The organism is Streptomyces sp. NPDC051320, assembly GCF_040682175.1.
Lineage (GTDB): Bacteria > Actinomycetota > Actinomycetes > Streptomycetales > Streptomycetaceae > Streptomyces.
Genome location: NZ_JBFBAL010000013.1, coordinates 146971 through 172332, shown reverse-complemented (window position 1 = coordinate 172332; position 25362 = coordinate 146971). Strand labels below are relative to the sequence as shown.

The window sequence follows — 25362 nt, the reverse complement described above, 5'->3', positions numbered from 1 at the left end:
TCACATCCGGAAGACGCCGAAGCCGCCGCGGGCGCCCTCGACCGGTGCGTTGTGGACGGCGGACAGGCACAGTCCGAGGACGGTCCTGGTGTCGCGCGGGTCGATGATCCCGTCGTCGTACAGCCGCCCGGACAGGAACATCGGCAGCGACTCCGCCTCGACCTGCTGCTCGACCATGGCGCGCAGCGCCGCGTCGGACTCGTCGTCGTAGGGGCGGCCCTTGGCCTGCGCGGAGGCCCGGGCGACGATCGACAAGACGCCCGCCAGCTGCTGCGGCCCCATCACGGCCGATTTGGCGCTCGGCCAGGCGAAGAGGAACCGCGGGTCGTAGGCACGGCCGCACATGCCGTAGTGGCCGGCCCCGTAGGAGGCGCCCATCAGGACGGAGAGGTGCGGGACCCGTGAGTTCGAGACCGCGTTGATCATCATCGCGCCGTGTTTGACGATGCCGCCCTGCTCGTACTCCTTGCCGACCATGTAGCCGGTGGTGTTGTGCAGGAAGATCAGCGGGATGTCCCGCTGGTTCGCGAGCTGGATGAACTGGGCGGCCTTCTGTGACTCCGCGGAGAACAGCACGCCCTGGGCGTTGGCGAGGATGCCGACCGGATAGCCGTGCAGCTCCGACCAGCCGGTGACCAGGCTCGGCCCGTACAGCGGCTTGAACTCGTCGAAGTCCGAAGCGTCGGTGATCCTGACGATGACCTCGCGGGGATCGAACGGGACCTTCAGGTCCTCCGGGACGATGCCGAGCAGTTCGTCCTCTTCGTACTTCGGTACGGCGGCGGGTCCTGGCGGATCGGGGTGCGCCTTACGCCAGTTGAGGCGGGCGACGACCCTGCGCGCCTGGCGGAGGGCGTCCGGTTCGTCGTGCGCGAGGTAGTCCGCGAGGCCGGAGACCCGGGCGTGCATCTCGGCGCCGCCGAGCGACTCGTCGTCGGACTCCTCGCCGGTGGCCATCTTGACCAGCGGCGGTCCGCCGAGAAAGACCTTGGAGCGCTCCTTGATCATGATCACGTGGTCGGACATGCCGGGTACGTACGCGCCGCCCGCTGTGGAGTTGCCGAAGACGACGGCCACGGTGGGGATACCGGCGGCGGAGAGCCGGGTGAGGTCGCGGAAGAGCGCGCCGCCCGGGATGAAGATCTCCTTCTGGGAGGGCAGGTCCGCCCCGCCGGACTCGACCAGGCTGATGGTGGGCAGCCGGTTGGCGTGGGCGATCTCGTTGGCCCGCAGGGCCTTCTTCAGCGTCCACGGGTTGCTGGCGCCGCCGCGCACGGTCGGGTCGTTCGCGGTGATCAGGCACTCCACGCCTTCGACGGTGCCGATGCCGGTGACGAGCGAGGCACCCAGCGGGTAGTCGCTGCCCCAGGCGGCGAGCGGGGAGAGCTCGAGGAAGGGGGTGTCCTCGTCGATCAGCAGCTCGATGCGCTCACGGACGAGCAGCTTCCCGCGCTCGTGGTGGCGGGCGACGTACTTCTCGCCGCCGCCCGCGAGGGCCTTGGTGTGCTCGGCGTCCAGCGCGGCCAGCTTGGTGAGCATCGCCCGGCGGTGGGCGGTGTACTCGGGCGACGCGGGGTCGACTGCGGTACGCAGTGCGGTCATCGGCCCGCCTTCCTCTCCCCGGCCATCAGGGCCTCAGGTATGTCGAGTTCGCGGGAGCGCAGCCACTCCCCCAGTGCCTTGGCCTGCGGGTCGAACCGGGCCTGGGCGGCGACTCCTTCGCCCAGCAGTCCCTCGACCACGAAGTTCAGCGCCCACAGCTTCGGCAGCACGTGCCGGGTGACCGGCAAACCGGCGGTCTCCGGAAGCAGTTCCCGGAAGCGGTCCACCGTCAGGGTGTGCGCGAGCCATCGCCAGGCGTCGTCCGTACGCACCCACACCCCCACGTTCGCGTCGCCGCCCTTGTCCCCGCTGCGGGCCCCGGCGACCAGGCCGAGCGGCGCCCGGCGCACGGGGCCGGCCGGGAGCGGTTCGGGCAGGGCGGGTTCCGGGGCCGGTTCCAGTACCCGGGTCGTTGCCACCGGTGGCGTCTGCACCCGGGTGCCGTCCGGGAGTACGGCCACCGGCTCGACCTCCGCACGGTCCACGTACACCGCGTCGAAGACCCCGTACGGCGCGCCCTTGCCGGGCGGAGCGGTCACATGGAATCCGGGGTAACTCCCCAGCGCCAGCTCGATCGCCGCTCCGCTGACGCTCCGGCCGACCACCTCGGCCGAGGGGTCCCGCACCACGAGCCGCAGCAGTGCGCTCGCGCACTCCTCGGTCGGCGCGTCGGCCCGGTCGGTCCTCGACAGCTCCCAACGGATTTCGGCAGGCGCCGGCTTACCGAGTGCCGCCGCCATCTGCTCCCTCACCAGGGCCGCCTTCGCCTCGACGTCAAGCCCGGTGAGGACGAACACCACCTCGTTGCGCCAGCCGCCGATCCGGTTCAGCCCGGCCTTGAGCGCCGGCGGGGGTGCCTCACCGCGTACGCCGTCGATCCGGACCCGGTCAGGGCCCTGCTGCGTCAGCCGTACCGTGTCGAGCCGCGCCGTGACGTCGGGCCCCGGATAGCGGGCGCCGCCCGTCTCGTACAGCAGCTGCGCGGTGACGGTGCCGACGTCGACGACACCACCCGTACCGGGGTGCTTGGTGATCACTGCCGAGCCGTCCTCGGACAACTCGGCCAGTGGGAAGCCGGGACGCCGTACGTCGTGCTCCGCGAAGAACGAGTAGTTGCCGCCGGTCGCCTGGGTCCCGCACTCGAGTACGTGCCCGGCGACCACCGCTCCGGCCAGCCGGTCGAGGTCCCCGGGGCCCCATCCGAAGTGCCAGACCGCCGGCCCGGTGACCAGGGCCGCGTCCGTCACCCGGCCGGTGACCACGACCTCCGCGCCCGCCCGCAGGCACTCCGCGATGGCTGCTCCGCCCAGATAGGCGTTGGCGGTGAGCGCACCCTCGGGCAGCGGCAGTGCGTCGCCCTCGACATGCGCGACGCGCACCGCGACGCCGAGCCGCTCGCCCAACGCCCGTATCGCGTCGGCGAGTCCGGCGGGGTTGAGGCCGCCGGCGTTGCTGACGATCCGCACGCCCCGGTCACGGGCCTCCCCGAGGCTCTCCTCCAACTGGCGCAGAAACGTACGGGCGTAGCCGAGCCGGGGGTCCTTCAGCCGGTCGCGGCCGAGGATCAGCATGGTCAGCTCGGCCAGATAGTCCCCGGTGAGGACGTCCAGCGGGCCACCGGTGAGCATCTCCCGCAGCGCGTCGAAGCGGTCGCCGTAGAACCCGGACGCGTTGCCGATCCGCAGCGGCCTCACGCTTCCCCCTTCGGCGCGCGGCCCGCGCCGGGTGGCCCGGCGAAGGCCTGCGCGATGTCCAGCCACTGCTCGGCGTCGGCTCCCTCGGCGCGTACCGCGAGGTCGTCGCGGTGCGAGCGCTGGGTCACCAGCAGGCAGAAATCCAACGCCGGCCCGGACACCCGCTGCACCGCGTCCACCGGCCCGTAATTCCAGAGCGCCCCGTCCGGCGCGGTCAGCTCGACCCGGAACTCCTCGCCGGGCGCCGCCAGACCCCGTACCGAGAACGCGAAGTCGCGCGCCCGCACCCCGATCCGCGCCACATGCCGCAGCCGCGCCGTCGGCTCGCGCCGCACGCCCAGCGTGTCGGCGATGTCCTGGCCGTGCGCCCAGGTCTCCATCAGCCGCCCGGTCGCCATCGAAGCCGTGCTCATCGGCGGCCCGTACCACGGGAACCGTGCGCCGGGTGGCGCGGTCCGCAGCGCCCGCAGCAGCTGTTCGCGCCCGGCCCGCCACTGTGCCAGCAGCTCGGGCGCGGGCAGCCGCGCGCCGGCCGCCGCCCCCTCGTCCACGAAGGTGTCGGGGGCGGCCAGCGCCTTCCCGACCTCCCCCGCGAACGCCGCCGCATCGGTCACGGCGAGCAGCGCGACCCGGTCGGTCCAGGCCAGGTGGGCGATCTGGTGCGCGATGCTCCAGCCGGGCGCGGGGGTGGGCAGCGCCCACTGCTCTTCGGCCAACCCGGTTACCAGCAGGTCGAGTTCGTCACCTTCGCTGCACACATCGTCCAGCACGGCTGCTGCATCGGACACGGGCGCTCCCTCCGGGACACGACTTCGTGCCCCGGAGCATGGCAGCGGTCCGAGAAACAATCAAGCGTGCTTGCATTTTTTTCTGGTGTGTCTCGCGCGGACCCGGTCAGCTGCCGACGTACGCCGCGAGGTGCTCGCCGGTGAGGGTGGAGCGGGCGGCGACGAGGTCGGCGGGCGTGCCCTCGAAGACGACCCGGCCGCCGTCGTGGCCGGCGCCGGGCCCGAGGTCGACGATCCAGTCGGCGTGCGCCATGACCGCCTGGTGGTGCTCGATGACGATGACCGACTTACCGGAGTCGACGAGCCGGTCCAGCAGCCCGAGCAGCTGCTCGACGTCGGCGAGGTGCAGGCCGGCGGTCGGCTCGTCGAGGACGTAGACGCCGCCCTTCTCGGCCATGTGGGTGGCCAGCTTGAGCCGCTGCCGCTCGCCGCCGGACAGCGTGGTGAGCGGCTGGCCGAGGCTGAGATAACCGAGCCCGACGTCGGCGAGCCGCTCGAGGACGGCGTGCGCGGCCGGAGTGCGCGCCTCGCCGGACCCGAAGAACTCCTTGGCCTCCGCCACCGACATCGCGAGCACCTCGCTGATGTCGCGGCCGCCGAGGTGGTGGTCGAGCACCGACGCCTCGAACCGCTTCCCCTCGCACACCTCGCAGGTGGTGGCGACACCGGCCATGATCGCCAGATCGGTGTAGACGACGCCGGCGCCGTTGCAGTTGGGACAGGCGCCCTCCGAGTTGGCGCTGAACAGCGCCGGCTTCACGCCGTTGGCCTTCGCGAACGCCTTACGGATCGGGTCGAGCAGTCCGGTGTACGTCGCCGGGTTACTGCGCCGCGAGCCCTTGATGGCCGCCTGGTCGATCGACACCACGCCGTCCCGGCCCGACACCGATCCCTGGATCAGCGAGCTCTTGCCCGAGCCCGCCACCCCGGTGACGACGACCAGCGCGCCGAGCGGGATGTCGACGTCGACGTCGCGCAGGTTGTGGGTCGTCGCGCCCCGGATCTCCAGCGTGCCGGTGGGCTTGCGTACCGTCTCCTTGAGAGAGGCCCGGTCGTCGAAGTGGCGGCCGGTGATGGTGCCACTGGCCCGCAGCCCCTCGACGGTGCCCTCGAAGCAGACGGTGCCGCCAGCCGTACCGGCGCCGGGGCCGAGGTCGACGACGTGGTCGGCGATCGCGATCGCCTCCGGCTTGTGCTCCACGACGAGCACCGTGTTGCCCTTGTCGCGCAGCCGCAGCAGCAGATCGTTCATCCGCTGGATGTCGTGCGGGTGCAGACCGACGGTCGGCTCGTCGAAGACATAGGTGACATCGGTCAGCGACGAACCGAGGTGGCGGATCATCTTGGTGCGCTGTGCCTCACCTCCCGAGAGGGTGCCGGACGACCGGTCCAGCGAGAGGTAGCCGAGCCCGATTTCGACGAACGAGTCGAGCGTCTCGCCCAGCGCCGTCAGCAGCGGAGCCACCGTCCCCCGCCCGTACGCGCGGGCGGTACCCCCAAGATCGTCCAGGCCCCGCACCCAGGCGGCCAGGTCGCTGATCTGCATCGCGCACGCGTCGGCGATGTTGATGCCGCCGATCCGTGAGGACCGGGCCCCTTCGCTGAGCCGGGTGCCGCCGCACTCGGGGCAGTCGGTGAAGGTGACCGCGCGTTCCACGAACGCCCGGACGTGCGGCTGCATCGCCTCCTTGTCCTTGGCGAGCATCGATTTCTGGACCCGGAGGATGAGCCCCTCGTAGGTCATGTTGATGCCCTCGATCTTCATCCTGACCGGCTCATGGTGGAGGAAGTCGTGCAGCTCCTTCTTGGTGTACTCGGCGATCGGCTTGTCCGGGTCGACGAAGCCCGACGCGCTGAAGAGCCGGTAGTTCCAGCCGCCCGCCTTGTAGCCGGGGATCGTCAGCGCGCCCTCGTTGAGCGACTTGCTGTCGTCGTACAGCTGCGACAGGTCGATGTCCGTGACCGAGCCCCGGCCCTCGCAGCGCGGACACATGCCACCGATGATGCTGAAGCTGCGACGCTCCTTCACGGTCTGTCCGGCGCGCTCCATGGTGACCGCGCCCGCCCCGCTGATCGAGGCGACGTTGAAGGAGAACGCCTTGGGCGAGCCGATGTGCGGCTGCCCGAGCCGGCTGAAGAGGATGCGCAGCATCGCGTTGGCGTCGGTCGCGGTACCGACGGTGGAGCGGGGGTCGCCCCCCAACCGCTGCTGGTCGACGATGATCGCGGTGGTCAACCCGTCGAGCACGTCGACCTCGGGCCGGGCCAGTGTCGGCATGAAGCCCTGCACGAACGTGCTGTAGGTCTCGTTGATCATCCGTTGCGACTCCGCGGCGATCGTGTAGAACACCAGCGAGCTCTTGCCCGAACCGGAGACGCCGGTGAACACGGTCAGCCGCCGCTTCGGGATCTCGACGCTGACGTCCTTGAGGTTGTTCTCGCGTGCGCCGTGCACGCGGATCAGATCGTGACTGTCGGCAACGTGCGGCACGGGCAACTGCGTCTCCGTCCTCGTGGCCTTGCTCATCGTGTCTCCATGTGTCGGGCGCCGGATCTGTCGGGCGGGGCTTCGTGCCGGGCTCTGTCGGGCGGGGCGCTGTCGGGCGGGGCCGCCCACGTCCTGAACGCTAGCCGCGGCCCGGTGTCCGCGCTTCTCGATTCCTGATCTGTTCGGCCGCGGATATCGGTCGCGGCTTTCGCCGCCGTTCCGTCACCCGTACGGACCACACCGGCTGGCTACGGCCTCCCGCCCGGGTGAGCCTTCGGAGAGTGCCCTGCACGGTCCGCACACCGCGCGCACTCCCCGAAAAGACCCACCGGAGGTCCGCCGTGGTCACCTCAGCCCCGTTCCGTCGTACCGCCGTGGCCGTGGTCCTTTCCGGTGCGCTGCTGACCGGGGGGACCGCATGCGGCAGTGCCAGCACGCAGAGCGCGGGGGCTCCTTCATCTGCGTCGCCGACCAGCACCGTCGAGAAGCAGAAGCTGGCCAAGACCCGCTTCGTCGCCAATGCGGGGCTCGCGGCCGGTGCCACCTACGAGTGGATCGTGAAGCCGTACAAAGCGGGCAAGTTCAAGAAGGGCGCGCACCACCGGACGTTCACGGTGATCAAAGCGGGACTGGCCGGTGCGTTCGCGTACAACAGGCTCAAGGCCGCCCTGAAGAACGCCCAGGCGGACCCCACGCTGGCCAAGGCGGTCGCGCCGCTCACCGCGGGTGTCAACTCGCTGAAGAAGCTGCCGAGCAAGCTGCGCGACGGCGACGGCAACGCGGCGGGCACCTTCGACGAGGTGATCAAGTCGGTGAAGGACGCGGGGAAGAGCGCGGGCGCGGAGGTCAAGAACAAGGTGCCCTCCAGCAAGGAGCTGTCCGGGAGCTGATCTGGCCGTGGCGCGGAGCAGGCCGCTGTCCGCCCCGGGCTCGATCCAGGCGCGGGGCCGACCGCCTCATGCGTTCCGCGCGGCAGGGCAGCAACCACCCCCACGTCCAGTCGTGCGGGACCTCAGTCGCGCGGGACTTCTTCCAGCACCCGAAGCGCCACGAACCGTTCCAATTAAGTGACCAGGAGTGAGTCTTGTACCCATCCGTGGTCACTGCGGGTATCCCGAACGGTTTTGGATATCCGACTGGTCTCCCGCGTTCCGGTGTTCCCCGCTCGGGCACGTGCACGTACAGCGGGCTGGAAGCTGCCGCTGCAGCCCTCACCCCGCACGGTGAAACCTCTCAGCCCACGATGCAGGCAGCACCCGCCGCCACCAGTGCGCCCAAGGCGCACCGCGGTTCCTAGTGCTCTGACCGCAAACGTTCGCCGGGGTGGTCATGGCATGGTCAAGTAGTGTCAAGGCCGTGGAGACGACACGTCGGCCCGCCGTGCGGGTGATCTGCCTGGATGCTGCCCAGCGCCTACTACTTCTCCACTGGCGTGATCCGTTTGACGGTGTGATGCTCTGGGAGCCGCCTGGTGGCGGCATCGAACAGGGCGAGACACCGCTGATCGCGGCCCGGCGAGAACTGGCGGAGGAGACCGGCCTGGACCCCACCGCGGTGCGTGACCGGTCTGTGTCGGTCGAACGTGACGTTTGGTGGAAAGGGAAGCGGTATGTCGGGCCGGAGGATTTCTTCGTGGCCCATTTTGCCGAGGAGCGGCCGACGTTGAGTCCAACCGGCCTCCTGCCCGATGAGCAAGTCAATCTCCACAATCACGCCTGGGTCGCGTGGTCCGGCCTGAACACGCTGGCGGATCGAATCGAGCCGCCGGCATTGATGTCTGTTCTCGCTGCCCTGGTGCCGGACGGTCCTTGGCGCGACCGGGTGCGTTGACCGGGAACCCCTACGCTCCATTCCCGCCTCCCGGCACCGTGCCTGCACGTTCCCGGACATCCAAGCGCGCCACACCCCCCGGAAGCCACCAGCAACCCGGTGAACCTATGCGGTCACGGCACTAGCGGTTGATCGATTGGATTTCCTGGACGCTCATGTCCTGGGTGGTCTCGAAGGTTCCATCGGGGAGGTCCCCCTTGGCTCCCCCAGTGCCCTCCCAGGAAATGGCCCAGGTGATCGAAGCCTTGAGCTGATACGGCGTGCCATCGGTGGCCCGCAGGTAGTCGATGCCGCAGGGCGGGGTCTTGTTGGACGAGCCCGGCGTATAAGGAGTGCCGATGGAACCGTCTGCGTTGATCTCGCAGTCACCGGAGGCGGGAAATGTCTCGGCGTCGCGGCTGCCCGGATCCAGATGCAGAGCTACCGGCTTCGCAGTGGTCCTCGCCCACAGGTTGGTGTGCGGTAGTTCCGCGGTGACCTCGATGCTCTTGAACGTGCCCTTGTCCAGCCAGACCCACGTGGGCAGGTTCACCGTTGACCTGGTGGCTGGTTTCAGCTCGATGTCAGTTTCCGGGACCTTGATCCTGTTGTAGGCGTACGCCGCGAGTGTCTCGGGGTCGGGGCTTCCGGGCTGTCAGGAATAGCAGTGCCGGCCTGCCAGAACATTGTGCGTTCGCAGTCCCATGCCGCAAGGTCGTGCTGAAAGCCGTTGTTGACCACCCCACGCCAGAACATTCCGTCCTTGCCAAGGTTGTAGTTCTTGTAACTTGCGTCCCCTTCGCTGTGCGGTTTGCCCTTCTCGTAGTAGTCCACCATCAGTTGTTCGCCCCACAAGAGATTGGGCGTGACGTGTACCAGTCTGCTGTTCGGGTCCTTCTTCAGATGGTCAACCGCAGCCTTCACCTGCTCAGGTGTCGCGGCTGGTTCGTACCAGCACGCCGGGGGCTTCCAGTTGGGGTCGACCGCCGAGAGCCGTCCGGTGGACGCCTTGGACGATGCACCACCCGACTGTTTGACAGTGATGCTCGACTGGCTGACCTGCGCTGTAAGGTCGCTCCCCTGGACGTCACCTTTGGCGGAGTCCGCAGGAGGCGTGTTCCTACCGGTGTCATCGCCTTCGTTTCAGTCCCGGAGCCCGTGATCAGCTTCCGGTGCCATCGCGGAGAACCGTCTGCGCCACCGGCCTCGGAGTGCGGAAGTCAGTGACGGAGCCGGTCGCGCCCGGGCTCGCCCAGGCCGCCGACGAGGCGCGGCGCGTGGAAGGGTGCGTAGCGGGGGGTGGTGCCCAGGTTCAGAGCGGTGGCTGCCGCGTTCAGCTCGGTCGGTCGGGCGGCGTTGTCCCACCTGCCGGTGTCCAGCCGGTGCTCCAAGGCGTGCAGCGCGGCGATCTGCTCGGCCGGCTGGAACGCGCAGTGGCCGGTGCCCTGGACGTAGGCCTGACGCAGCAGGTGGCTGTCACCGGCCTGGGCGACCCGTTGGGCGTACCAGTTCTCCTGCTCCACCGGCACCAGTTGGTCGCTGGTGGTGTGGATGTCCAGCTCCGGGACCCCCAGGTGCCCGGTGGCCATCGAGGTGCGGGTCAGGGACGCGACGGCCCGGGGATCGGCGTGGATGTCGGCGTCGCGGGTCAGCGTGGACAGGTCGGCGTTCAGGTCGAGACCGCCTTGCTTGTACAGCGCCCGGACCTCAGTGGTGTGGCTGCTGCTGTTCAGCAGCGCCCGGTAGTCGACCCCCGCGGTGTAGGCGCTGTTCCCGCCGGCGGACAGCTCAATCTGCTGACGTCCGGTCACATAGCGGGAGAATCCGGGGCCGACGAGGGTCTGCTCCTGCTGGGCCTCCTGCGCCGCGTAGTCGTGCGGGTCGGGCGCGGCCTGACCTGAGTACCAGGTGGGCTCGTTGATCAGGGCGGCGGCGAGGGCGATCCGGGCCCGGCCCTGCGGTGAGTTCTGTGCTGCCGAGGTCGCCGTGTTCAGTGCGTCCAGCGCCGTCGAGGCCTGCTGCGGAGTTCGATAGCCGACCAGCTGGATCTTCTGTTCCGGGGCGAGCAGGCGGGAGGCGGCGTACTCGCCGTCCAGCTGGTAGTTGTTCAGGTTGAGCGCGCCGCCGACCAGCCCGCAGGTGGTCAGGGTCCCGTCGACCTGGTGCCGCGGGTCCTGTGTCTCGAGCGCGCTGACCAGCCCGCCCATGGACCGGCCCCAGGCGATCGTCCGCTGCGGATGGCCGATCTTGTCCTGCACCGCCCGCAGGGAGGCGAACTGGTCGTTCACTGCGGACTGCAGGGCCCACATCGAGGGGCCCGAGTACGACGACCCGGCCAGGGCGTACCCCTCGGCCAGCAGCTCCTTCTTGGTGGCCGGGTCCGGAGCGTCCTGCGCCTGCAGGGGGCCGTAGCCGTGGCTGAAGAGGATGAGCGTGCCGTTCCACGCGGCGGGCACATCAGCCATCCAGTCGGCACCGTCCGACAAGGTACCCGTGTAGCTCCGCGACGGTGTGGCGGCCTGTGCCGGGCCCATCGACGTCACTCCGCCGGCCGCCACGGCGACGACCGCCGCCGCCATGATCCTCGAACTCCACCTGCGCCTGGTCCTGTGCATGGGCACTCCGTAAGTTGTTGGGTGGCCCGGGAGGGCCGGATCCGGCTGATGGGTGTGGCGGGTGGTCAGGCGTAGTGGCGGTAGACGGCCTGGGCGACGCAGGCCGGCTTGGCGCTGCCGTCCACCTCGACGGTGAAGGCCAGCTGCATCTGCACGCCGTTCCCCTTGACCTCCTCGACGGAGTCGACGACGCCGTGCAGGCGGATCTTGGCTCCGACCGGAACGGGGCTGGGGAAACGGACCTTTTCGAGGCCGTAGTTGACGCTCATCGAGACCCCGGTGATCTCCAGCAGCTCGTTGAAGAGCGGGATGATCAGAGAGAGCGTGAGATAGCCGTGGGCGATGGGGCCGCCGAAGGGCCCGTCCTTCGCCTTCTCGGGATCGGTGTGGATCCACTGGTGGTCGTCGGTGGCGTCGGCGAAGGTGTTCACCCGGTGCTGGGTTATCTCCCGCCAGTCGGTGCGGCCGAGGTCGGTCCCGGCGAGGGACTTGAGTTGGGCGAGGCCGTGGGCGGTGGTGGGCATGGGGAGGTGACCTTCCTGGGGTGGTGTTCGGGGTTCACCGGCGGTCGGCGGGGGCCGGAGTGTAGGCCGACCGCAGGGCGGGTTTGACGAGCTTGCCGGAGGCGGTGCGGGGCAGCGCATCGGCGAAGACGACGGACTTGGGGATCTTGTACTTGGCCAGTCGCCCGCGCAGGTGGCCGAGGATGTCCGCCTCGTCGGCACGGGCTTCCGGTGTGAGTACGACGACGGCCCGGCCGACCTCGCCCCACTGCTGGTCGGGGACACCGATGACGGCGCACTCTTCGACGGCCGGGTGGTCGAGGATGAGGTTCTCGATCTCCGCCGGGTAGACGTTCTCCCCGCCGGAGACGTACATGTCCTTGACCCGGTCGACGATGTAGGCGAAGCCGTCGTCGTCGGTGCGGGCGATGTCGCCGGTGCGCAGCCAGCCGTCGTCGGTGATCGCGGCGGCGGTCTCGGCGGGCCGGTTCCAGTAGCCCGACATGACGTGCGGTCCGGACACCAGGATCTCCCCACGCTCCCCCGGTGCGGCGTCGCTGCCGTCGGGCAGGACCACGCGGGTGTCGGTGAAGAAGTGCGGCACTCCCGCCGAGCCGGCCTTGGCCGAGGTCTGCTCCTTGTCCAAGTAGAGGATGCCGGGGGACGCCTCCGTCATGCCGTAGCCCTGGCTGAGGGCGAGACCGCGGGCGAGGTAGCCGGCGATGGTGCGTTCGGGGACCGGCGCGCCGCCGCAGTTGAGGGTCCGCAGGCTGGACAGGTCGGCCTGCGGCCAGTGCGGCCGGGCGGCGAGCGCGTCGTACATGGTCGGTACGCCGAACATGCAGGTCACCCGCCGGGTCTCGATCAGGTGCAGCACCCGGTCGGGGTCGAAGGCGCCGAGCAGGATCACCCGGCCGCCCTTGAGGAGGGTGGGCAGGCAGGTCATGTTGAGCGCCGCGGTGTGGAACAGCGGGGCGGTCACCAGCGTGACCTCGTCGGCGGCCAGATCGAGGTCGACCAGGACGTTGACGCTGTTCCAGACGATGTTGGCGTGCGAGAGGACCGCCCCCTTGGGGTGGCCGGTGGTCCCCGAGGTGTACATGATCATGCACGGGTCGTCGGGGGTCACCGGCTCGTCCAGCGGGTCGGTGCCGCCGCGGCCGAGCAGGTCCTCGTAGCCGAGGGCGCCGGCCGCGGCCCCGGCGAGTGCGATGCGGTGGCGCACGCCGGCGTCGGCGGCGGCCGCGGTGGCGGCGTCGGCCTGCTCGGGGGCGTGCACGAGGACACCGGCGCCGGAGTCGGTGAGGTTGTACGCCAGTTCCGGCGCGGCCAGGCGGGTGTTGAGCGGGACGAAGACCGCGCCGAGGGCGCCGGCCGCGAACAGCGTCTCCAGGAAGGCCGGGTGATTGGGGCCCAGGTAGGCGACCCGGTCGCCGTGGCGCACGCCCAGCCCGCGCAGGGCGTGGGCCAGGCGCAGCGCCCGTTCGTGCAGCTGCCGGTAGGTGAAATCGCGGTCCTCGTGGACGACGGCGATCCGGTCGGGGGTCTTGCGGGCTCGGCGTGCGGGCCAGGAGCCGATGCCTTGGTTGCGCACGGCGGCCTCCGTTTCAGTCGTCGGTCAGGCCGAGCAGGCGGGCGGCGTTGTCCTTGAGGATCTTCGGGCGGACCTCGGGTTTGATGTCGAGCTTGTCGAAGTCGGCGAGCCACCGGTCGGGGGTGATGACGGGGTAGTCGGAGCCGAAGAGGACCTTGTCCTTGAGCAGGGTGTTGGCGTAGCGCACCAGCTGCGGCGGGAAGTACTTCGGTGACCATCCGGACAGGTCGATGTGGACGTAGGGCTTGTGCGTGGCCACTGCCAGCGCCTCGTCCTGCCAGGGGAAGGACGGGTGGGCGAGGATGATCCGCAGCTCGGGGAAGTCCACGGCGACGTCGTCCACCAGCATGGGGTTGGAGTACTTCAGCCGGATGCCGCCTCCGCCGGGGACGCCTGCGCCGATGCCGGTCTGGCCGGTGTGGAACAGCGCGGGCACGCCCAGTTCCTCGATGGCCTCGTACAGCGGATAGGCGAGGCGGTCGTTGGGGGCGAAGGCCTGGATGCTCGGGTGGAACTTGAAGCCCCGCACCCCGTGTTCCTCGACCAGCCGACGGGCCTCGCGGACCCCGGCCCGGCCCTTGTGGGGGTCGACGGAGGCGAACGGGATGAGGACGTCCGGGTGGGCGGCGCAGCTCTCGGCGACCTCTTCGTTGGCGATCCGCGGATGCCCGGTGGCGTGCTCGGCGTCGACGGTGAAGACCACCGCGGCCATGCGGCGCTCGCGGTAGTGGGCGGCCATCTCGTCGATCGTCGGCGTGCGGTGTCCGTGGGCCTTGAAGTACTCCGCGGAGGCGCCGAACAGCTCGGGGCTGAGCGCCCCGTGGCCGTCCTTGGAGATCTCGGCGTGGGTGTGCACGTCGATGGCGACGAGCTCGTCCGGGTTCAGGGATGTCATCGTCGGCTCACCTTCCGTTTTCCGTGTGGGGTGGGAGGTTCAGGCGCCGGGGGCCTGGGGGGCGGGGATGCCGTAGGTCTGCGGCTCGCGGCCGACCGAGACGGGCCAGGCGGCGGCGATGTCGTCGGCGCTCCAGCCACCGTGGTGGTAGGCGGTGACGACCTCCTGGGGGTGCGACCACAGGGCCAGCTTGTCACCGCCGATGCCGACGCACTGGCCGGTGATGGACGCGGCGGCTTCCGAGGCGAGGTGGACCACGAGGCCGGCGACGTCCTCCGGGGTGCCGAGCCCTTCGGCCTTGCGCAGCCAGTCCGGCAGCGGCTCGCCGCGCTCCTCCAGCGCCTCGATGTACGGGGCGAAGGCGGGGATGGTGCGGGTCATGCCGGTGGCGGCGACCGGGACCAGGGCGTTGACGGTGATGCCGGCCCGGGCCAGTTCGAGGGCCCAGGTGCGGGTCATCGCGGCGATGCCGGCCTTGGCGGCGGCGTAGTTGGTCTGGCCGAAGTTGCCGCGCTGCCCGGCAGGGGAGCAGGCGGTGATGATCCGACCGCCCTCGCCCTGCTCACGCATCCGCACGGCGGCGGCGCGCGCGCAGGTGAAAGTGCCACGCAGGTGGACGCGCACCACGTCGTCGAAGTCCTCGTCGGACATCTTCCACAGCACCCGGTCGCGCAGGATGCCGGCGTTGGTGACCATGACGTCCAGCCGGCCGAAGGCGTCGACGGCCCGGGCCACCAGCGCCTCGGCGACCTCGCCGGACCCGACCGGGGCCACCTCGGCCACTGCCTTGCCACCGGCTGCCGTGATCTCCTTCACCGCGTGGTCGGCGGCCTCCGCATCCACGTCGTTGACCACCACCGACGCGCCGGCACGGGCCAGGGCGGAGGCGTAGGCGAATCCGAGGCCACGTCCACTGCCGGTGACGACGGCGACCCTGTTCGAGAGATCCATGTGTGCGCAGTCCTTGCCTTGCGGTGTGCTGACGACGCAGACGTTAGGCGGTTTGATTACTGCGGTCAACACTTTGCCGAGTATCGCTCCAGTCCCCTACACTGAGCCGCGTGACGAGGACAGGGACGAAGCCGCCCACGGGCGAGGAGGAAGGCGCCGCCGCGTCCGCGCGGCCGCAGACGCTGATGCTCAGCTTCCTGGGCCTGTACGTTCTGGAGCACGGCAGCGCGGTCTACTCGGGCAGCGTCATCGACGTGTTCGCGCGCGTGGGGGTCTCCGAGGACGCGGTGCGGTCCACCCTGACGCGGATGGTCAAACGCAACCTGCTGGCCCGCCACCGCCGGGGCCGCAAGATGTACTTCGGACTCACCCAGCACTCCACCGAGGTCCTGCGGGATGGACATGACCGCATCTGGGGCGCCGGAGCCGTCAACCGCGACTGGGACGGCACCTGGACCCTGGTCGGCTTCTCCCTGCCCGAGGCCTGGCGCAGCCAGCGGCACGACCTGCGCTCGCGCCTGGTGTGGGCCGGCTTCGGCTCCCTGCAGAACGGCCTGTGGATCGCGCCGGGGGACCTGGACGTCCCCGCCGTCGTCGCCGGACTGGGTCTGGAGGATCACCTCAACGTGCTGCGCGGTCACGCGGCCGAGCCGACCGAGGCCGCTCAACTGCTCCACCGGGCCTTCGACCCGGCCGGCATCGCCGAGCGCTATCGCACCTTCCTGGACCAGTGGGACCGCCCGGAGCCGGTGGCGTCCGCCCCCGACGACCTGGCCCGACAACTGCTGCTGCACACCGACTGGCTCCAGGTGGTCCGCTCCGACCCCCGACTGCCCGCGGAGCACCTTCCCGCGGACTGGCCGGCGATCCGCGCCGAGCACGTCTTCCGCACGCTGTCCGCGCAATACGACGCCCCGGCCAAGCAGCTGGCCGACGCGGTGCTGGACACCATTCCCGGCGACCCCGTTTCCGGCGAGCCGGCACCCGGCGGCCCCGTTCCCGGCGGCCCGGCACCCGAGCAGGGCTGAACCGGCGCCGGAGCCGGCGACGGCATCCACTCCGGGACGACGCACCAACATTCGTCACTTCATTGACCGCCGTCCATATTCGGCCCTATATTCGGCGCACCCCCCGGTGCCGACGAACCCCCGGACCCGGCACCGGCCGCCCTGCTCCAGGTAGCGAGGCCGGTCCGCGGCGCCCAGCGGACCCGGCCCTCCCCGCCGTCCGCCCACCCATGGGAACGGCACCCCGCTGAGGCCGTAGCTCCGTACGCGCTCGGCCTCGAGCAGCCCACGTCGTCGGCTGTCCCACGCCTGTTCCCGCCCTCCCACCCGCTGGAGCCGCAATGCCACTGACCGACCCCGTCTCGTCCGCCCGAGCCGCCCGTCCGACGCCGGACCGGCTGCCGCTGGGCACCCTCATCGCCGGCTGCCTCGCGGTCTGCCTCGCCCAGATCGCGCTCGCCGTCCCCGCAACACTCAACGGCCTCTTCCAGGAGGACCTGCACCCCATCGGCTCCCAACTCACCTGGATATCCGACGCGTTTCTGCTGCCGGTGACCGTGCTGGAGCTCACCTTCGGTGTGCTGGGCGATCTGTTCGGCCGCAAGCCGCTGCTCGTGGGCGGTTCCGTACTGGTCATCGGCGGCGAGGCGGTCTCCGCCGCGAGCAGCGGCGTCCATCTGTTGTGGGTCGGACAGGTGATCGCCGGCCTGGGCGCGGCCGCGCTCTTCCCCACCTCCCTCGCCGTGATCGCCGCGGGGACGCACAGCCATCGCGACCGGGCACGCGGCATCACCGTGTGGGCGGCCGCCCTGTCCACCGGCGGCTTCGTCGCCCCCGTCGTCGGCGGTATCACCGGCAGCTACGACTCCTGGCGCACGGCCTTCGTCGTGGTCGTGCTGATCGGCGTGGCCAGTACCGTGGTCAGCCTGCTGTGCGCCCGGGACTCCAAGGCCCCCGAGGGCCGCTCACTGGACCTCGGCGGACAACTCACCATCGGTATCGGCCTGTTCGCGCTGCTCTACGCGGTCATCCAGGGGCCCACCGACGGCTGGGCGTCGGCCCCGGTCATCATCGCCTTCGTCGTCGCCGCGGTCTTCGTCGTGCTCTTCGTCATCGCCGAGAGGCGCGCCCGCTCCCCGCTGCTGCGCCTGGACCTGTTCGCCAACCGGGCGTTCGCGGTCGCTTCGATCGTCGCCGTCGTCGGCATGTTCAGCTTCCTGGGGACCGCGTACGCGACCAGCATCCGGCTCGGCCCCGTCCAGCACCAGAGCCCGCTGCGCACCTCGGTGGCCTTCCTGCTCCTCAACGGCCTCACCCTGGTCATGGCCCCGCTCACCTCGCGGCTGCTGGAGCGGGTCAGCGGACGCTGGATCCTCACCGGCGGGCTGGCCCTGATGGCCGCCGGTGACTTCCTCGCCGCGACCCTGCCGGTCGACGACCGGGCACTGACCTCGCTGGTGCTGCCCCTCGGCCTGGTCGGCATCGGTTTCGCGCTCACCGTCTCCTCGATCACCGCCACCGCCGTGAACACGGTCCCGATCCATTACGCCGGTATGGCCAGCGCCTCGACCAGCCTGCTGCGCGACTTCGGATTCACCCTGGGCCCCGCCGTCATCGGCGCCATAGCCCTCAGCCGCGCGAGCTCGTCGTTCACCTCGGGCCTGCAAGGCTCCGCACTGAGTCCGCAGGTGAAGGCCGCCGCCACCGAAGTCGCCGCCCAGGGCGGCCCGCTGGCCGTCAACTCCGTCCCCTCCTCCGCGCCGCCCGGCGGCGCGGCACCGCTGGCCCTGCAGGCGCTGGGCCACGGATACTCCCTCGGCTTCGCGATCTGCGGCGCGGCGGCGCTGGTCTCCTGCCTGCTGGCCCTGATCGCCCTGCGCCGTGTGGGCGCCCCGCAGGACACCGACACCGCTCCGGCTCCGGCCCCGAAAGCCGCGACCACCGGCTGACCCGCCGCGTCGAAGAGCGCCGGCACCGTCAAGCACCGCTCGTATCAGCGCACGTACGGTGGAGTCGCTGGATCAGCAGCGAAGTGGCGCAGAGGAAAAGGGAGATGTTCGGTCGTGCAGGTGCTGTGGTTGTATGCCCATCCGGACCCGCGTTCGCTGAACGGCGCCCTCCGCGACGAGGGGATCGCCGTGCTGCGGGAGCACGGCCACGAAGTGGTCGAGTCGGACCTGTACGCGATGGGGTGGGACCCGGTCGTCGGTCATGGAGACTTCCAGCACGACCCGGCCGAACGGCTCGACGTCCTCACCGAGTCCCAGCACGCGCTGGAAACCGGCACGCTCAGCCCGGACATCCGGCGCGAGCAGGAGAAACTCCTCTGGTCGGACACGGTGATCGTGCAGTTCCCGCTCTGGTGGTTCGGTATGCCGGCGATCCTCAAGGGCTGGTTCGACCGGCTGTTCGTGCAGGGGTTCGCCCAGGGTGTGCTCGATCCGCGGACCGGGCGGGCCCAGCGGTACGGCAGCGGGGGGCTGGTGGGGCGGCGTGCCATGGTGCTGACCACGGTCGGCGCCAACGCGGCGACCACGGGACCGCGCGGGATCCACGGGGACATCAACGACACCCTCTTCCCCCTGCTGCACGGCACGTTGTGGTACCCGGGCATGACCGTGGTCCCGCCCCTGGTGGTGAACGGCGCGGTCAAGCTGTCCGATGAGGAGTACAAGGCGGCCGTCGGCCGGCTGCGCGAGCGGCTGCTGACGCTCCCCGAGACCGAGCCCCTCGCGTTCCGCAGTCAGAACGGCGGGGACTACGACGAGCACCTGGTGCTCCGCCCCGAGCGGGCCGCGGGCGAGGAGGGCCTCCGCATCCACTATCGGACGGACGACGCGGAAGAGCAGTGCGAACGCACCGGCGGTGACGAGGAGGCGGAGAGGTAAGAGAGGTAGGAGCCCTACTTCTGCATCACCAGGAAGACGATCAGCGCGACGAGGACCAGCGCGGCCACCGCCGCGGCGGCGATCTTGCCCTTGCTGTACGGGCGTTCGCCGATGACCTCGGCGGTGCGGGCGTTCACCATGACCTGCCAGCTCCTGCCCGCGTACAGATAGGTCAGGAACCAGACGGGCAGTAGCACCAGCTTGAAGGTGAGCCCCGAGTACCGGGTGTCCACGGAGGTCACCTGCTGTTCGTCACCACCGATGTCGGCCCGGCAGTCGGAACGGATGACCTCGGCCATCCGTTCCTTGGCGGTCACCAGGCCGTCCTCCGGCTCCACGTCGTACCGCACGGTCCGGAAACCGGCCAGATACTCCGGCTGGAACGGCTTGGCCTCCTCCAGCGGCCACGGCGTGAGCTTGTCCAACTGTTCGGCGGCGACATGGGTGGTCCCCGCGACGAGCACGTCGTCGAAGCCGCGGCCGACCGTCCCGGAGGCCGGGGACCAGCGGGTGCGGCGCACCTGGCGGGTCCTGGTGACGCTCTCGCCGTTCTCGGTGGTGGTGTAGGTCTCGGTGACGTAGTAGTAGTCGCCGCGCTGTCCCCGGTAGCCGGAGACGGTCTGCGCGTCGTACGTCCAGTGCGGCAGGTAGCTGCCCCGGAACGTCTCCGCCTCGCTGACCTGCTTCAGGCGGGACGGCGCGAACCAGCGGGACGACGTCCACCCGCTCAGTGCCTCGCGGGCGGCGTTGCGGTCCAGGCCGAAGGGGACCACGGCTTCCGGTGTCACCCGCTCGGCGGCGTCGGGTTCGGCGACCAGCGCGGTGGCGCAGAACTGGCAGTGCGCGGAGAGGTCGTCGCTCTCGGTGTGGGCGCCGCACCCCGGGCAGACGTAGCTGCGGACGCCCTCGGCCGTGGAGCTCAGCGGCTTGGCGGGCAGCGCGGTCAGCTCGTCGAAGCGGTGCTCACGCACCTGGCGCGGCACCGCGGTCACCGCCTGCTCATGACCGCAGTACGGACAGCGCAGCGCGTCGGCGCCCGGCGCGAACTCCACGGTGGCGCCGCATGCCTGGCAGGGGTAGGAACGGGAGGCCGTAGCGGGGTTCGCGGCGTTCTGCTCGTCGGGGCTCATCGTCGTCCCGCTCTCAGGCCTGCGGCGGCAGCGGCGGCGGTACGGCCCCGAAGAGCCGGCCGATGTCGGGCACCTGGTCGGCGGGCAGCCAGCCGGGCATCCCTTCCTTCCAGACGAGCGTCGCCCGGGTCAGGCTGCCGGCGCTCACCAGACCGGTCAGCGCGGTGTGGTCGTACGGCCCCTGCTGGGCGCCGTTCACTCCGACGAACCACTGCTCCTGCGCGGGCAGCGGCGGCGGGCCGGCCGAAGGGGCGGGAGCAGCCGCGGGTGCCGGAGTCGCGGGCTGCGGGGTGAGACCGGCCGCCATCCGCTGGCCGGCGGCCATGCCGAGCCCGAGTCCCATGCCGTCGCCGACTCCGCTGCCGGGCGTACGGGCACCGGCCGCGAGCGCGTCGGCCGCCTGGAACCGGGTGTACTGATCGAGATCGCCCGCGATACCCATCCTGGACCGGGTGTCGATGGCCGCCTCGACCTCCGGAGGCAGCGAGATGTTCTCGATGATGAACGTGGGGACGGCGATACCGACCGACTGCAGCTCCTGGGTGAGCACACCCGCCAGCTCGGCGCCGATCGTCTCCTGCCGGGTCGCCAGGTCCAGCATCGGCACGCCCGATGTGGCGAGCGTGCCACTCAGCTTCCCGACGATCAGCTGCCGCAGGTACTCCTGCACTTCCTCGGTGCGGAACTGCGGGTCGGTGCCGGCCAGTTCACGCAGCAGCGCCGCCGGGTCCACCACCCGCGCCGCGTAGGTACCGAAGGCCCGCAGCCGCACCATCCCGAACTCGGGGTCGCGGACGATGACGGGGTTCTGCGTCCCCCACTTCATGTCGGTGAACTGGCGGGTGGTGACGAAGTACACCTCGGCCTTGAAGGGCGAGTCGAAGCCGTACTTCCAGCCCTTCAGCGTGGCGAGCAGCGGCAGGTTCCGGGTCTCCAGGGTGTATGTGCCCGGCTGGAAGACGTCGGCTATCCGTCCCTCGTTGACGAAGACCGCGGTCTGCGACTCGCGCACGACGAGCCTGGCGCCCATCTTGATCTCGTTGTCGTGACGCGGGAAGCGCCACACGATCGTGTCCCGGCTGTCGTCGGTCCACTCGACGATGTCGATGAACTCACCGCGGATGCTGTCGAACAGTCCCATGGAAACTTCCCCCGCTCGCTGATACGTCCCTCGCCCGAGCCGCCAGGGAACGATAACAACCCGGTATGACGACTGGCTCACACGGCTGAGCCCCTGGCGCACCACGTCAATGCGCCCCGCACGGGAAATCCGTGCGTATGCGCACGCGTGTCGCTCCGTGCGGAAGAAAGCGCTACTTCCCGGAGACCTGGGTCCGGACCGCTCCCATGCTGGCCACGATGACCAGCGCGATCGCCAGCGCGTCGACCGCGGACAGCGCCTGGTGCAGGACCAGGAAACCGGCTGTCGCCGCGATGGCGGGCTCCAGGCTCATGAGGACCGCGAAGGTCGAAGCGGGCAGCCGGCGCAGGGCGAGCAGTTCCAGGGTGTACGGGAGTACGGACGACAGCAGAGCGACCGCCGCGCCGAGGCCGAGGGTGCTCGGTACGAGGAGCCGGGAGCCGGCGTCCGCGATCCCCAGCGGCAGCATCAGCAGCGCGCCGACCGCCATGGCCAGCGCCAGGCCGTCGGCGCGCGGGAAGCGCGCCCCGGTACGGGCGGAGAAGATGATGTACGCCGCCCACATCCCACCGGCGGCCAGCGCGAACGCCACCCCCACCAGGTCGAGACCGCCGAAACCGCCGCCGCTGAGCAGCGCCACGCCGCAGAGCGCGAGGGCGGCCCAGAGCAGGTTCACCAGGCGGCGCGACGCGATCACCGAGAGCGCCAGCGGTCCGAGTACCTCCAGGGTCACCGCTGCGCCCAGCGGGATGCGGTCCACGGCCTGGTAGAACAAGCCGTTCATGCCGCCCATCGCCACCCCGAAGACGAGCACCGTGCACCGGTCGGCGCGGGACAGTCCGCGCACCCGGGGCCGGCAGACGACCAGCAGCACCACGGCGGCGACCGCCAGCCGCAGCGACACGACCCCGAGCGCACCGGCCCGGGGCATCAGCCGAACCGCGACGGCGGCGCCGAACTGCACCGAGACTCCACCGGACAGCACAAGCCCGAGCGGCCCCAGACGCGACCGCAGCGTGGGCAACCCGAGGTCGCCGGGGGCAGGGGCGGTCAGAGCGGTGTCGAGCGTCTTGGCGTCGGCGGGGGCAATCGGGTCCATGGCCTCCACAGTAAGGGGCCGTGGCGCAGTTCCTCACTTACGTGCACAGGACGTGGCATCCGGGTATGGGCGACCCCGTGCAAATTACGTACGAGAGGCAACAAATTCCGTACGCATAGGTTCCCAAAGCGATCACCAACTCTCCTATAGTTGCTACGCGTTAGGCAGAACCCGCAGCTCCCAGCAAACCCCTCCTGCCCCATCCGTCATGAGGACCCCGCCAGATGACAGAGCGCCCCCCGCTCCGCCCGACCGCACTGGCTCTGCTGATCTCCTTGGTCGCTTCGGGCCTGCTCTGCGTAGGGGCGGTGGCCGCTGCCCCCGGCCACCTACGCGCCCCACTCGCCTGGTGCTCCGCCGCTGCCGCGGTGCTGCTGAGCGCCGCCGTCGCCGCCGCGGTGTACGGGGCCACGTCGGCCCGGGTGCTCCGTGCCCGCGTGGACCGGCTGAGCGAGGAGGCCGCACAGTTCGGCGCACGGTCGGCCGAGCTCACCCGGCGGTGCGAGTCGACGGTCACCGAACTCACCGCCGACTTCGAGGCCAGGACCGCCGAGCTGACCGCCCGGTGCGACGCCAAGGTCGTTGAACTCACCGTCGAGCTCAAGGAGAAGACCGCCGAACTCACGGCGCGCGCGGCACGCGCCGAGTCGGTGCGGTCCGCCGCGATGTCCGCGGCCGCCAACGCCGCGGGACGGATGCAGGCCCTCGCCACCGGCATGCTCGCCGACCTGCGCGAAATGGAGCACCGGCACACCGACGAGGACGTGCTCGGCGATCTGCTCCTCCTCGACCACCGGACCGCCCAGGCCGGCCGCCTCGCCGACTCCATCGCCGTACTCGCCGGGGCGCGCTCCGGACGACGCTGGGCCAAGCCGATCGTCATGGAGTCGATCCTGCGCGGTGCGATGGGCCGGATCGCCGGCTATCAGCGCATCCGGCTGCACTCCACCAGTGAGGTCGCCATCGCCGGTCACGCCGCCGAAGGCGTGATGCACTGTCTCGCGGAGCTGCTTGACAACGCTGCCAACTTCTCGCCGCCGACGGCCGAAGTGCATGTGTACGTCGAAGAGGTACCGGCCGGCGTCATCCTCACCATCGAGGACAGCGGCCTGGTCATGAGCGACGTCCAGCTGCGCCGCGCCGAGCGGGCGGTCACCTCGGAAACCACCCGGCAGACCGACCTCGCCGGGCTGTCCGGTACCCGGCTCGGTCTGGCCGTAGTGGGGCGGCTGGCCCGCAAGCACGGTCTTACGGTCTCCTTCCGGCCGTCCGCGCGCGGCGGCACCGGTGTCCTGGTGCTGCTGCCGCAGGAGCTCATCACCCGGCCGCCGCTGGCCAGGGATACGGGTACACGTACGGACGCGGGCACGCTCCCCGCTCCGGCCACCGAGCCCGAACCCGAACCCGCGCACGCCACCCCCGAGCTGGGCGAGAGCGGCCTGCCCCAGCGGCGCCGCGGCCGGACGCTGGCGGCCGCGCATCCGACCGGGGCGATCCCCGGCGGCGAGCCCCGGCCTCGTACCACCACGTCCAAGGCGTCCACGACATCCGCCGCGAGGTTCAGCACGTTCCGCCAGGCCGTGCGTGGCGACTCCCCGGATCCGGAAGGCAGCACCTCATGACTCCCACGACCACCGACGAGCGGCTCAACTGGCTGCTGGAGAGCCTCCTGGAGCGCACCCCCGGAGCCCGGCACGCCCTCGTCCTCTCCCGTGACGGCCTCAAGCTGTGCCGCACCCCGGGGCTCACCGTCGACCAAGCCGACCAGCTCGCCGCCATTTCGGCCGGCATCCAGAGCCTGTCCCACGGCGCCTCCATGGAGTTCGGGGACGGCACGGGCGGCGTCCGGAGCGCGATGGCGGAGTTCTACGGCGGGGTGCTGTTCATCGTCGAGGCGGGCGACGGCGCTCATCTCTCGTTGATCGCGGACGAGTCGGCCGATGTGGGCCTGATCGGCCACAACATGAGCGAGCTGGTGGAGCAGCTGGGCGAACACCTCAGCGCGGAGCCGCGCACGTGAACCCGGGCGGCAACCGGCCCAGGCCGGGCCGCGACGACGACCCCGACCGCCTCTACACCCTCACCGGCGGCCGCAGCCGGGCCGACGCCGGCACCTTCGACCTGGTCACCCTGGTGGTGGGCGAGTGTGATCCGGCGCCCGGAATGCAGTCGGAACACGCTGCCATCCTGCGGATGTGCGCACGCCCCACCGCCGTCGTCGAGATCGCCGCCGAACTCGGGCTGCCCGTCTCCATCACCCGGATCCTGCTCTGCGACCTGCTCGACACCGGCCGGATCAGCGCCCGTCATCCGCGTACCGCGGGCGGCGGGGACCGTCTTCCCGATCCTTACATCCTGGAGCAGGTGCTCGTTGGACTCCGCAACCTCTGACCAGTCCGTAGCCTCCCGACAGCCTGGCCTGGCCCGCACCGCCGACAACGGTCTGAAGATCGTCATCGTCGGAGGTTTCGGGGCCGGCAAGACCACCATGGTCCGGTCGGTCAGCGAGATCCGCCCGCTGAACACCGAGGAGACGATGACGCAGGCCGGCGCGGCCGTCGACGATCTCACCGGGGTGCACGCCAAGACCGCCACCACCGTGGCCTTTGACTTCGGCCGCATCACCATCGACGAGCGCACCATCCTCTATCTCTTCGGCGCGCCCGGCCAGGAGCGTTTCTGGTTCCTCTGGGACCGGCTGTTCGCCGGCACGCTGGGCGCGGTGGTACTGGTCGACACCCGCCGGCTCGCCGAGTCCTGGTACGCGATCGACCGCCTCGAACACCACGGCACGCCGTTCATCGTCGCCTGCAACGACTTCGGCGGCCCCGTACACACCCAGGAGCAGCTGCGGGAGGCACTCGATCTGCCCGACGGGATCCCGCTGATCGACTGCGACGCCCGCGACCGCACGTCGAGCAAATACGTGCTGATCACGCTCCTGGAGCATCTCCACACCCTGTCGACCGCACCGTCCGTAGCCGCCGTACCCGCACCGTCCGTACCCGCCGCACCGTCCGCACCCGCACCCACCGCACCGTCCGCACCCGCCGCACCCGCCGCACCCGCACCGTCCGTACCCGCCGCACCGTCCGCACCCGCACCCACCGCACCGTCCGCACCCGCCGCACCCGCCGCACCCGCACCGTCCGTACCCG

At 70.6% G+C, this 25362-nt stretch carries 21 protein-coding genes and 1 pseudogene; 9 read left to right on the top strand and 13 right to left on the bottom strand.

Annotated elements, in window-relative coordinates; genetic code table 11:
• The 4 genes from AB0M87_RS26640 to AB0M87_RS26625 all read right to left on the bottom strand — a co-directional run bounded on the left by AB0M87_RS26640 (position 1) and on the right by AB0M87_RS26625 (position 6611).
• Complete coding sequence (locus AB0M87_RS26640) at positions 1 to 1602, bottom strand: carboxyl transferase domain-containing protein (RefSeq protein WP_365857161.1); 1602 nt, start codon at positions 1600 to 1602, stop codon at positions 1 to 3.
• The gene (locus AB0M87_RS26635; RefSeq protein ID WP_365857158.1) at positions 1599 to 3296 is read right to left on the bottom strand and encodes an acyclic terpene utilization AtuA family protein; all 1698 of its coding nucleotides are present in this window, start codon (positions 3294 to 3296) and stop codon (positions 1599 to 1601) included. Before AB0M87_RS26635 ends, AB0M87_RS26640 begins: the two co-directional genes overlap by 4 nt.
• Entirely contained in the window at positions 3293 to 4084 is a 792-nt protein-coding gene (locus AB0M87_RS26630; RefSeq protein ID WP_365857156.1) for a TIGR03084 family metal-binding protein, read from the bottom strand. The genes AB0M87_RS26635 and AB0M87_RS26630 overlap by 4 nt, the downstream gene beginning before the upstream one ends.
• A gap of 106 nt (positions 4085 to 4190) precedes the next feature.
• Positions 4191 to 6611, bottom strand: a complete 2421-nt coding sequence (locus AB0M87_RS26625; RefSeq protein WP_365857155.1) for an excinuclease ABC subunit UvrA — start codon at positions 6609 to 6611, stop codon at positions 4191 to 4193.
• Positions 6612 to 6913: 302 nt separating this feature from the next.
• On the opposite strand from AB0M87_RS26625, the gene AB0M87_RS26620 reads away from it, so the two are divergent.
• Positions 6914 to 7462 carry a hypothetical protein gene (locus AB0M87_RS26620; RefSeq protein WP_365857154.1) on the top strand — a complete coding sequence of 183 codons (549 nt, stop codon included), beginning with the start codon at positions 6914 to 6916 and terminating at the stop codon, positions 7460 to 7462.
• A 466-nt stretch (positions 7463 to 7928) separates the two neighbouring features.
• A complete protein-coding gene (locus AB0M87_RS26615; protein ID WP_365857153.1) occupies positions 7929 to 8402 on the top strand; it encodes an NUDIX domain-containing protein in 474 nt (157 codons plus the stop codon).
• 121 nt (positions 8403 to 8523) lie between these two features.
• On the opposite strand, the pseudogene AB0M87_RS26610 reads toward AB0M87_RS26615, so the two are convergent.
• From AB0M87_RS26610 to AB0M87_RS26585, 6 genes and pseudogenes are all read right to left on the bottom strand, one after another.
• Positions 8524 to 9425 (bottom strand): annotated as a pseudogene (locus tag AB0M87_RS26610) (hypothetical protein).
• 176 nt (positions 9426 to 9601) lie between these two features.
• Positions 9602 to 10996, bottom strand: a complete 1395-nt coding sequence (locus AB0M87_RS26605) for an alpha/beta hydrolase (protein WP_365857152.1) — start codon at positions 10994 to 10996, stop codon at positions 9602 to 9604.
• Between the two features lie 65 nt (positions 10997 to 11061).
• Entirely contained in the window at positions 11062 to 11520 is a 459-nt protein-coding gene (locus AB0M87_RS26600; protein ID WP_365857151.1) for a MaoC family dehydratase, read from the bottom strand.
• Between the two features lie 34 nt (positions 11521 to 11554).
• On the bottom strand, positions 11555 to 13093 hold the full coding sequence (locus AB0M87_RS26595; protein ID WP_365857149.1) for a long-chain fatty acid--CoA ligase: 1539 nt from the start codon (positions 13091 to 13093) through the stop codon (positions 11555 to 11557).
• A 13-nt stretch (positions 13094 to 13106) separates the two neighbouring features.
• The gene (locus tag AB0M87_RS26590) at positions 13107 to 13979 is read right to left on the bottom strand and encodes an amidohydrolase family protein (RefSeq protein ID WP_365857281.1); all 873 of its coding nucleotides are present in this window, start codon (positions 13977 to 13979) and stop codon (positions 13107 to 13109) included.
• Positions 13980 to 14027: 48 nt separating this feature from the next.
• Positions 14028 to 14939 (bottom strand): SDR family NAD(P)-dependent oxidoreductase, encoded by a 912-nt coding sequence (locus tag AB0M87_RS26585; protein ID WP_365857147.1) that lies wholly within the window; start codon positions 14937 to 14939, stop codon positions 14028 to 14030.
• A 110-nt stretch (positions 14940 to 15049) separates the two neighbouring features.
• Here AB0M87_RS26585 and AB0M87_RS26580 point away from each other — a divergent pair, with 110 nt between their 5' ends.
• The 3 genes from AB0M87_RS26580 (at position 15050) to AB0M87_RS26570 (ending at position 18834) form a co-directional block, all read left to right on the top strand.
• Positions 15050 to 15967, top strand: coding sequence for a PaaX family transcriptional regulator C-terminal domain-containing protein (locus AB0M87_RS26580; RefSeq protein WP_365857145.1), 918 nt, complete (start codon positions 15050 to 15052; stop codon positions 15965 to 15967).
• A gap of 320 nt (positions 15968 to 16287) precedes the next feature.
• Positions 16288 to 17895: an MFS transporter gene (locus AB0M87_RS26575; RefSeq protein WP_365857143.1), complete on the top strand. Its 1608-nt coding sequence runs from the start codon at positions 16288 to 16290 to the stop codon at positions 17893 to 17895.
• A gap of 114 nt (positions 17896 to 18009) precedes the next feature.
• The gene (locus AB0M87_RS26570) at positions 18010 to 18834 is read left to right on the top strand and encodes an NAD(P)H-dependent oxidoreductase (RefSeq protein ID WP_365857141.1); all 825 of its coding nucleotides are present in this window, start codon (positions 18010 to 18012) and stop codon (positions 18832 to 18834) included.
• 14 nt (positions 18835 to 18848) lie between these two features.
• Here the strand turns inward: AB0M87_RS26570 and AB0M87_RS26565 are convergent, their stop codons facing one another.
• The 3 genes from AB0M87_RS26565 to AB0M87_RS26555 all read right to left on the bottom strand — a co-directional run bounded on the left by AB0M87_RS26565 (position 18849) and on the right by AB0M87_RS26555 (position 22204).
• A complete protein-coding gene (locus AB0M87_RS26565; RefSeq protein WP_365857139.1) occupies positions 18849 to 19964 on the bottom strand; it encodes a hypothetical protein in 1116 nt (371 codons plus the stop codon).
• Positions 19965 to 19977: 13 nt separating this feature from the next.
• Positions 19978 to 21105, bottom strand: a complete 1128-nt coding sequence (locus AB0M87_RS26560) for an SPFH domain-containing protein (RefSeq protein ID WP_365857137.1) — start codon at positions 21103 to 21105, stop codon at positions 19978 to 19980.
• Between the two features lie 172 nt (positions 21106 to 21277).
• Positions 21278 to 22204: an EamA family transporter gene (locus AB0M87_RS26555; protein WP_365857135.1), complete on the bottom strand. Its 927-nt coding sequence runs from the start codon at positions 22202 to 22204 to the stop codon at positions 21278 to 21280.
• Positions 22205 to 22428: 224 nt separating this feature from the next.
• Between AB0M87_RS26555 and AB0M87_RS26550 the strand changes: the two genes are divergently transcribed.
• From AB0M87_RS26550 to AB0M87_RS26535, 4 genes are all read left to right on the top strand, one after another.
• A complete protein-coding gene (locus tag AB0M87_RS26550) occupies positions 22429 to 23826 on the top strand; it encodes an ATP-binding protein (RefSeq protein ID WP_365857133.1) in 1398 nt (465 codons plus the stop codon).
• Positions 23823 to 24224 carry a roadblock/LC7 domain-containing protein gene (locus AB0M87_RS26545; protein ID WP_365857131.1) on the top strand — a complete coding sequence of 134 codons (402 nt, stop codon included), beginning with the start codon at positions 23823 to 23825 and terminating at the stop codon, positions 24222 to 24224. The genes AB0M87_RS26550 and AB0M87_RS26545 overlap by 4 nt, the downstream gene beginning before the upstream one ends.
• Positions 24221 to 24595 carry a DUF742 domain-containing protein gene (locus AB0M87_RS26540; RefSeq protein ID WP_365857129.1) on the top strand — a complete coding sequence of 125 codons (375 nt, stop codon included), beginning with the start codon at positions 24221 to 24223 and terminating at the stop codon, positions 24593 to 24595. The genes AB0M87_RS26545 and AB0M87_RS26540 overlap by 4 nt, the downstream gene beginning before the upstream one ends.
• Positions 24576 to 25362, top strand: a 787-nt coding sequence (locus AB0M87_RS26535) for an ATP/GTP-binding protein (RefSeq protein WP_365857127.1), incomplete at its 3' end; no start/stop codon positions are given. The genes AB0M87_RS26540 and AB0M87_RS26535, both read left to right, overlap by 20 nt.

Coding starts and splice junctions, on each gene's coding strand:
- AB0M87_RS26565 (WP_365857139.1), bottom strand. CDS start 19,964: ATGAGCCCCGACGAGCAGAACGCCGCGAACCCCGCTACGGCCTCCCGT.
- AB0M87_RS26605 (WP_365857152.1), bottom strand. CDS start 10,996: ATGCACAGGACCAGGCGCAGGTGGAGTTCGAGGATCATGGCGGCGGCG.
- AB0M87_RS26640 (WP_365857161.1), bottom strand. CDS start 1,602: ATGACCGCACTGCGTACCGCAGTCGACCCCGCGTCGCCCGAGTACACC.
- AB0M87_RS26545 (WP_365857131.1), top strand. CDS start 23,823: ATGACTCCCACGACCACCGACGAGCGGCTCAACTGGCTGCTGGAGAGC.
- AB0M87_RS26625 (WP_365857155.1), bottom strand. CDS start 6,611: ATGAGCAAGGCCACGAGGACGGAGACGCAGTTGCCCGTGCCGCACGTT.
- AB0M87_RS26600 (WP_365857151.1), bottom strand. CDS start 11,520: ATGCCCACCACCGCCCACGGCCTCGCCCAACTCAAGTCCCTCGCCGGG.
- AB0M87_RS26575 (WP_365857143.1), top strand. CDS start 16,288: ATGCCACTGACCGACCCCGTCTCGTCCGCCCGAGCCGCCCGTCCGACG.
- AB0M87_RS26560 (WP_365857137.1), bottom strand. CDS start 21,105: ATGGGACTGTTCGACAGCATCCGCGGTGAGTTCATCGACATCGTCGAG.
- AB0M87_RS26555 (WP_365857135.1), bottom strand. CDS start 22,204: ATGGACCCGATTGCCCCCGCCGACGCCAAGACGCTCGACACCGCTCTG.
- AB0M87_RS26585 (WP_365857147.1), bottom strand. CDS start 14,939: ATGGATCTCTCGAACAGGGTCGCCGTCGTCACCGGCAGTGGACGTGGC.
- AB0M87_RS26550 (WP_365857133.1), top strand. CDS start 22,429: ATGACAGAGCGCCCCCCGCTCCGCCCGACCGCACTGGCTCTGCTGATC.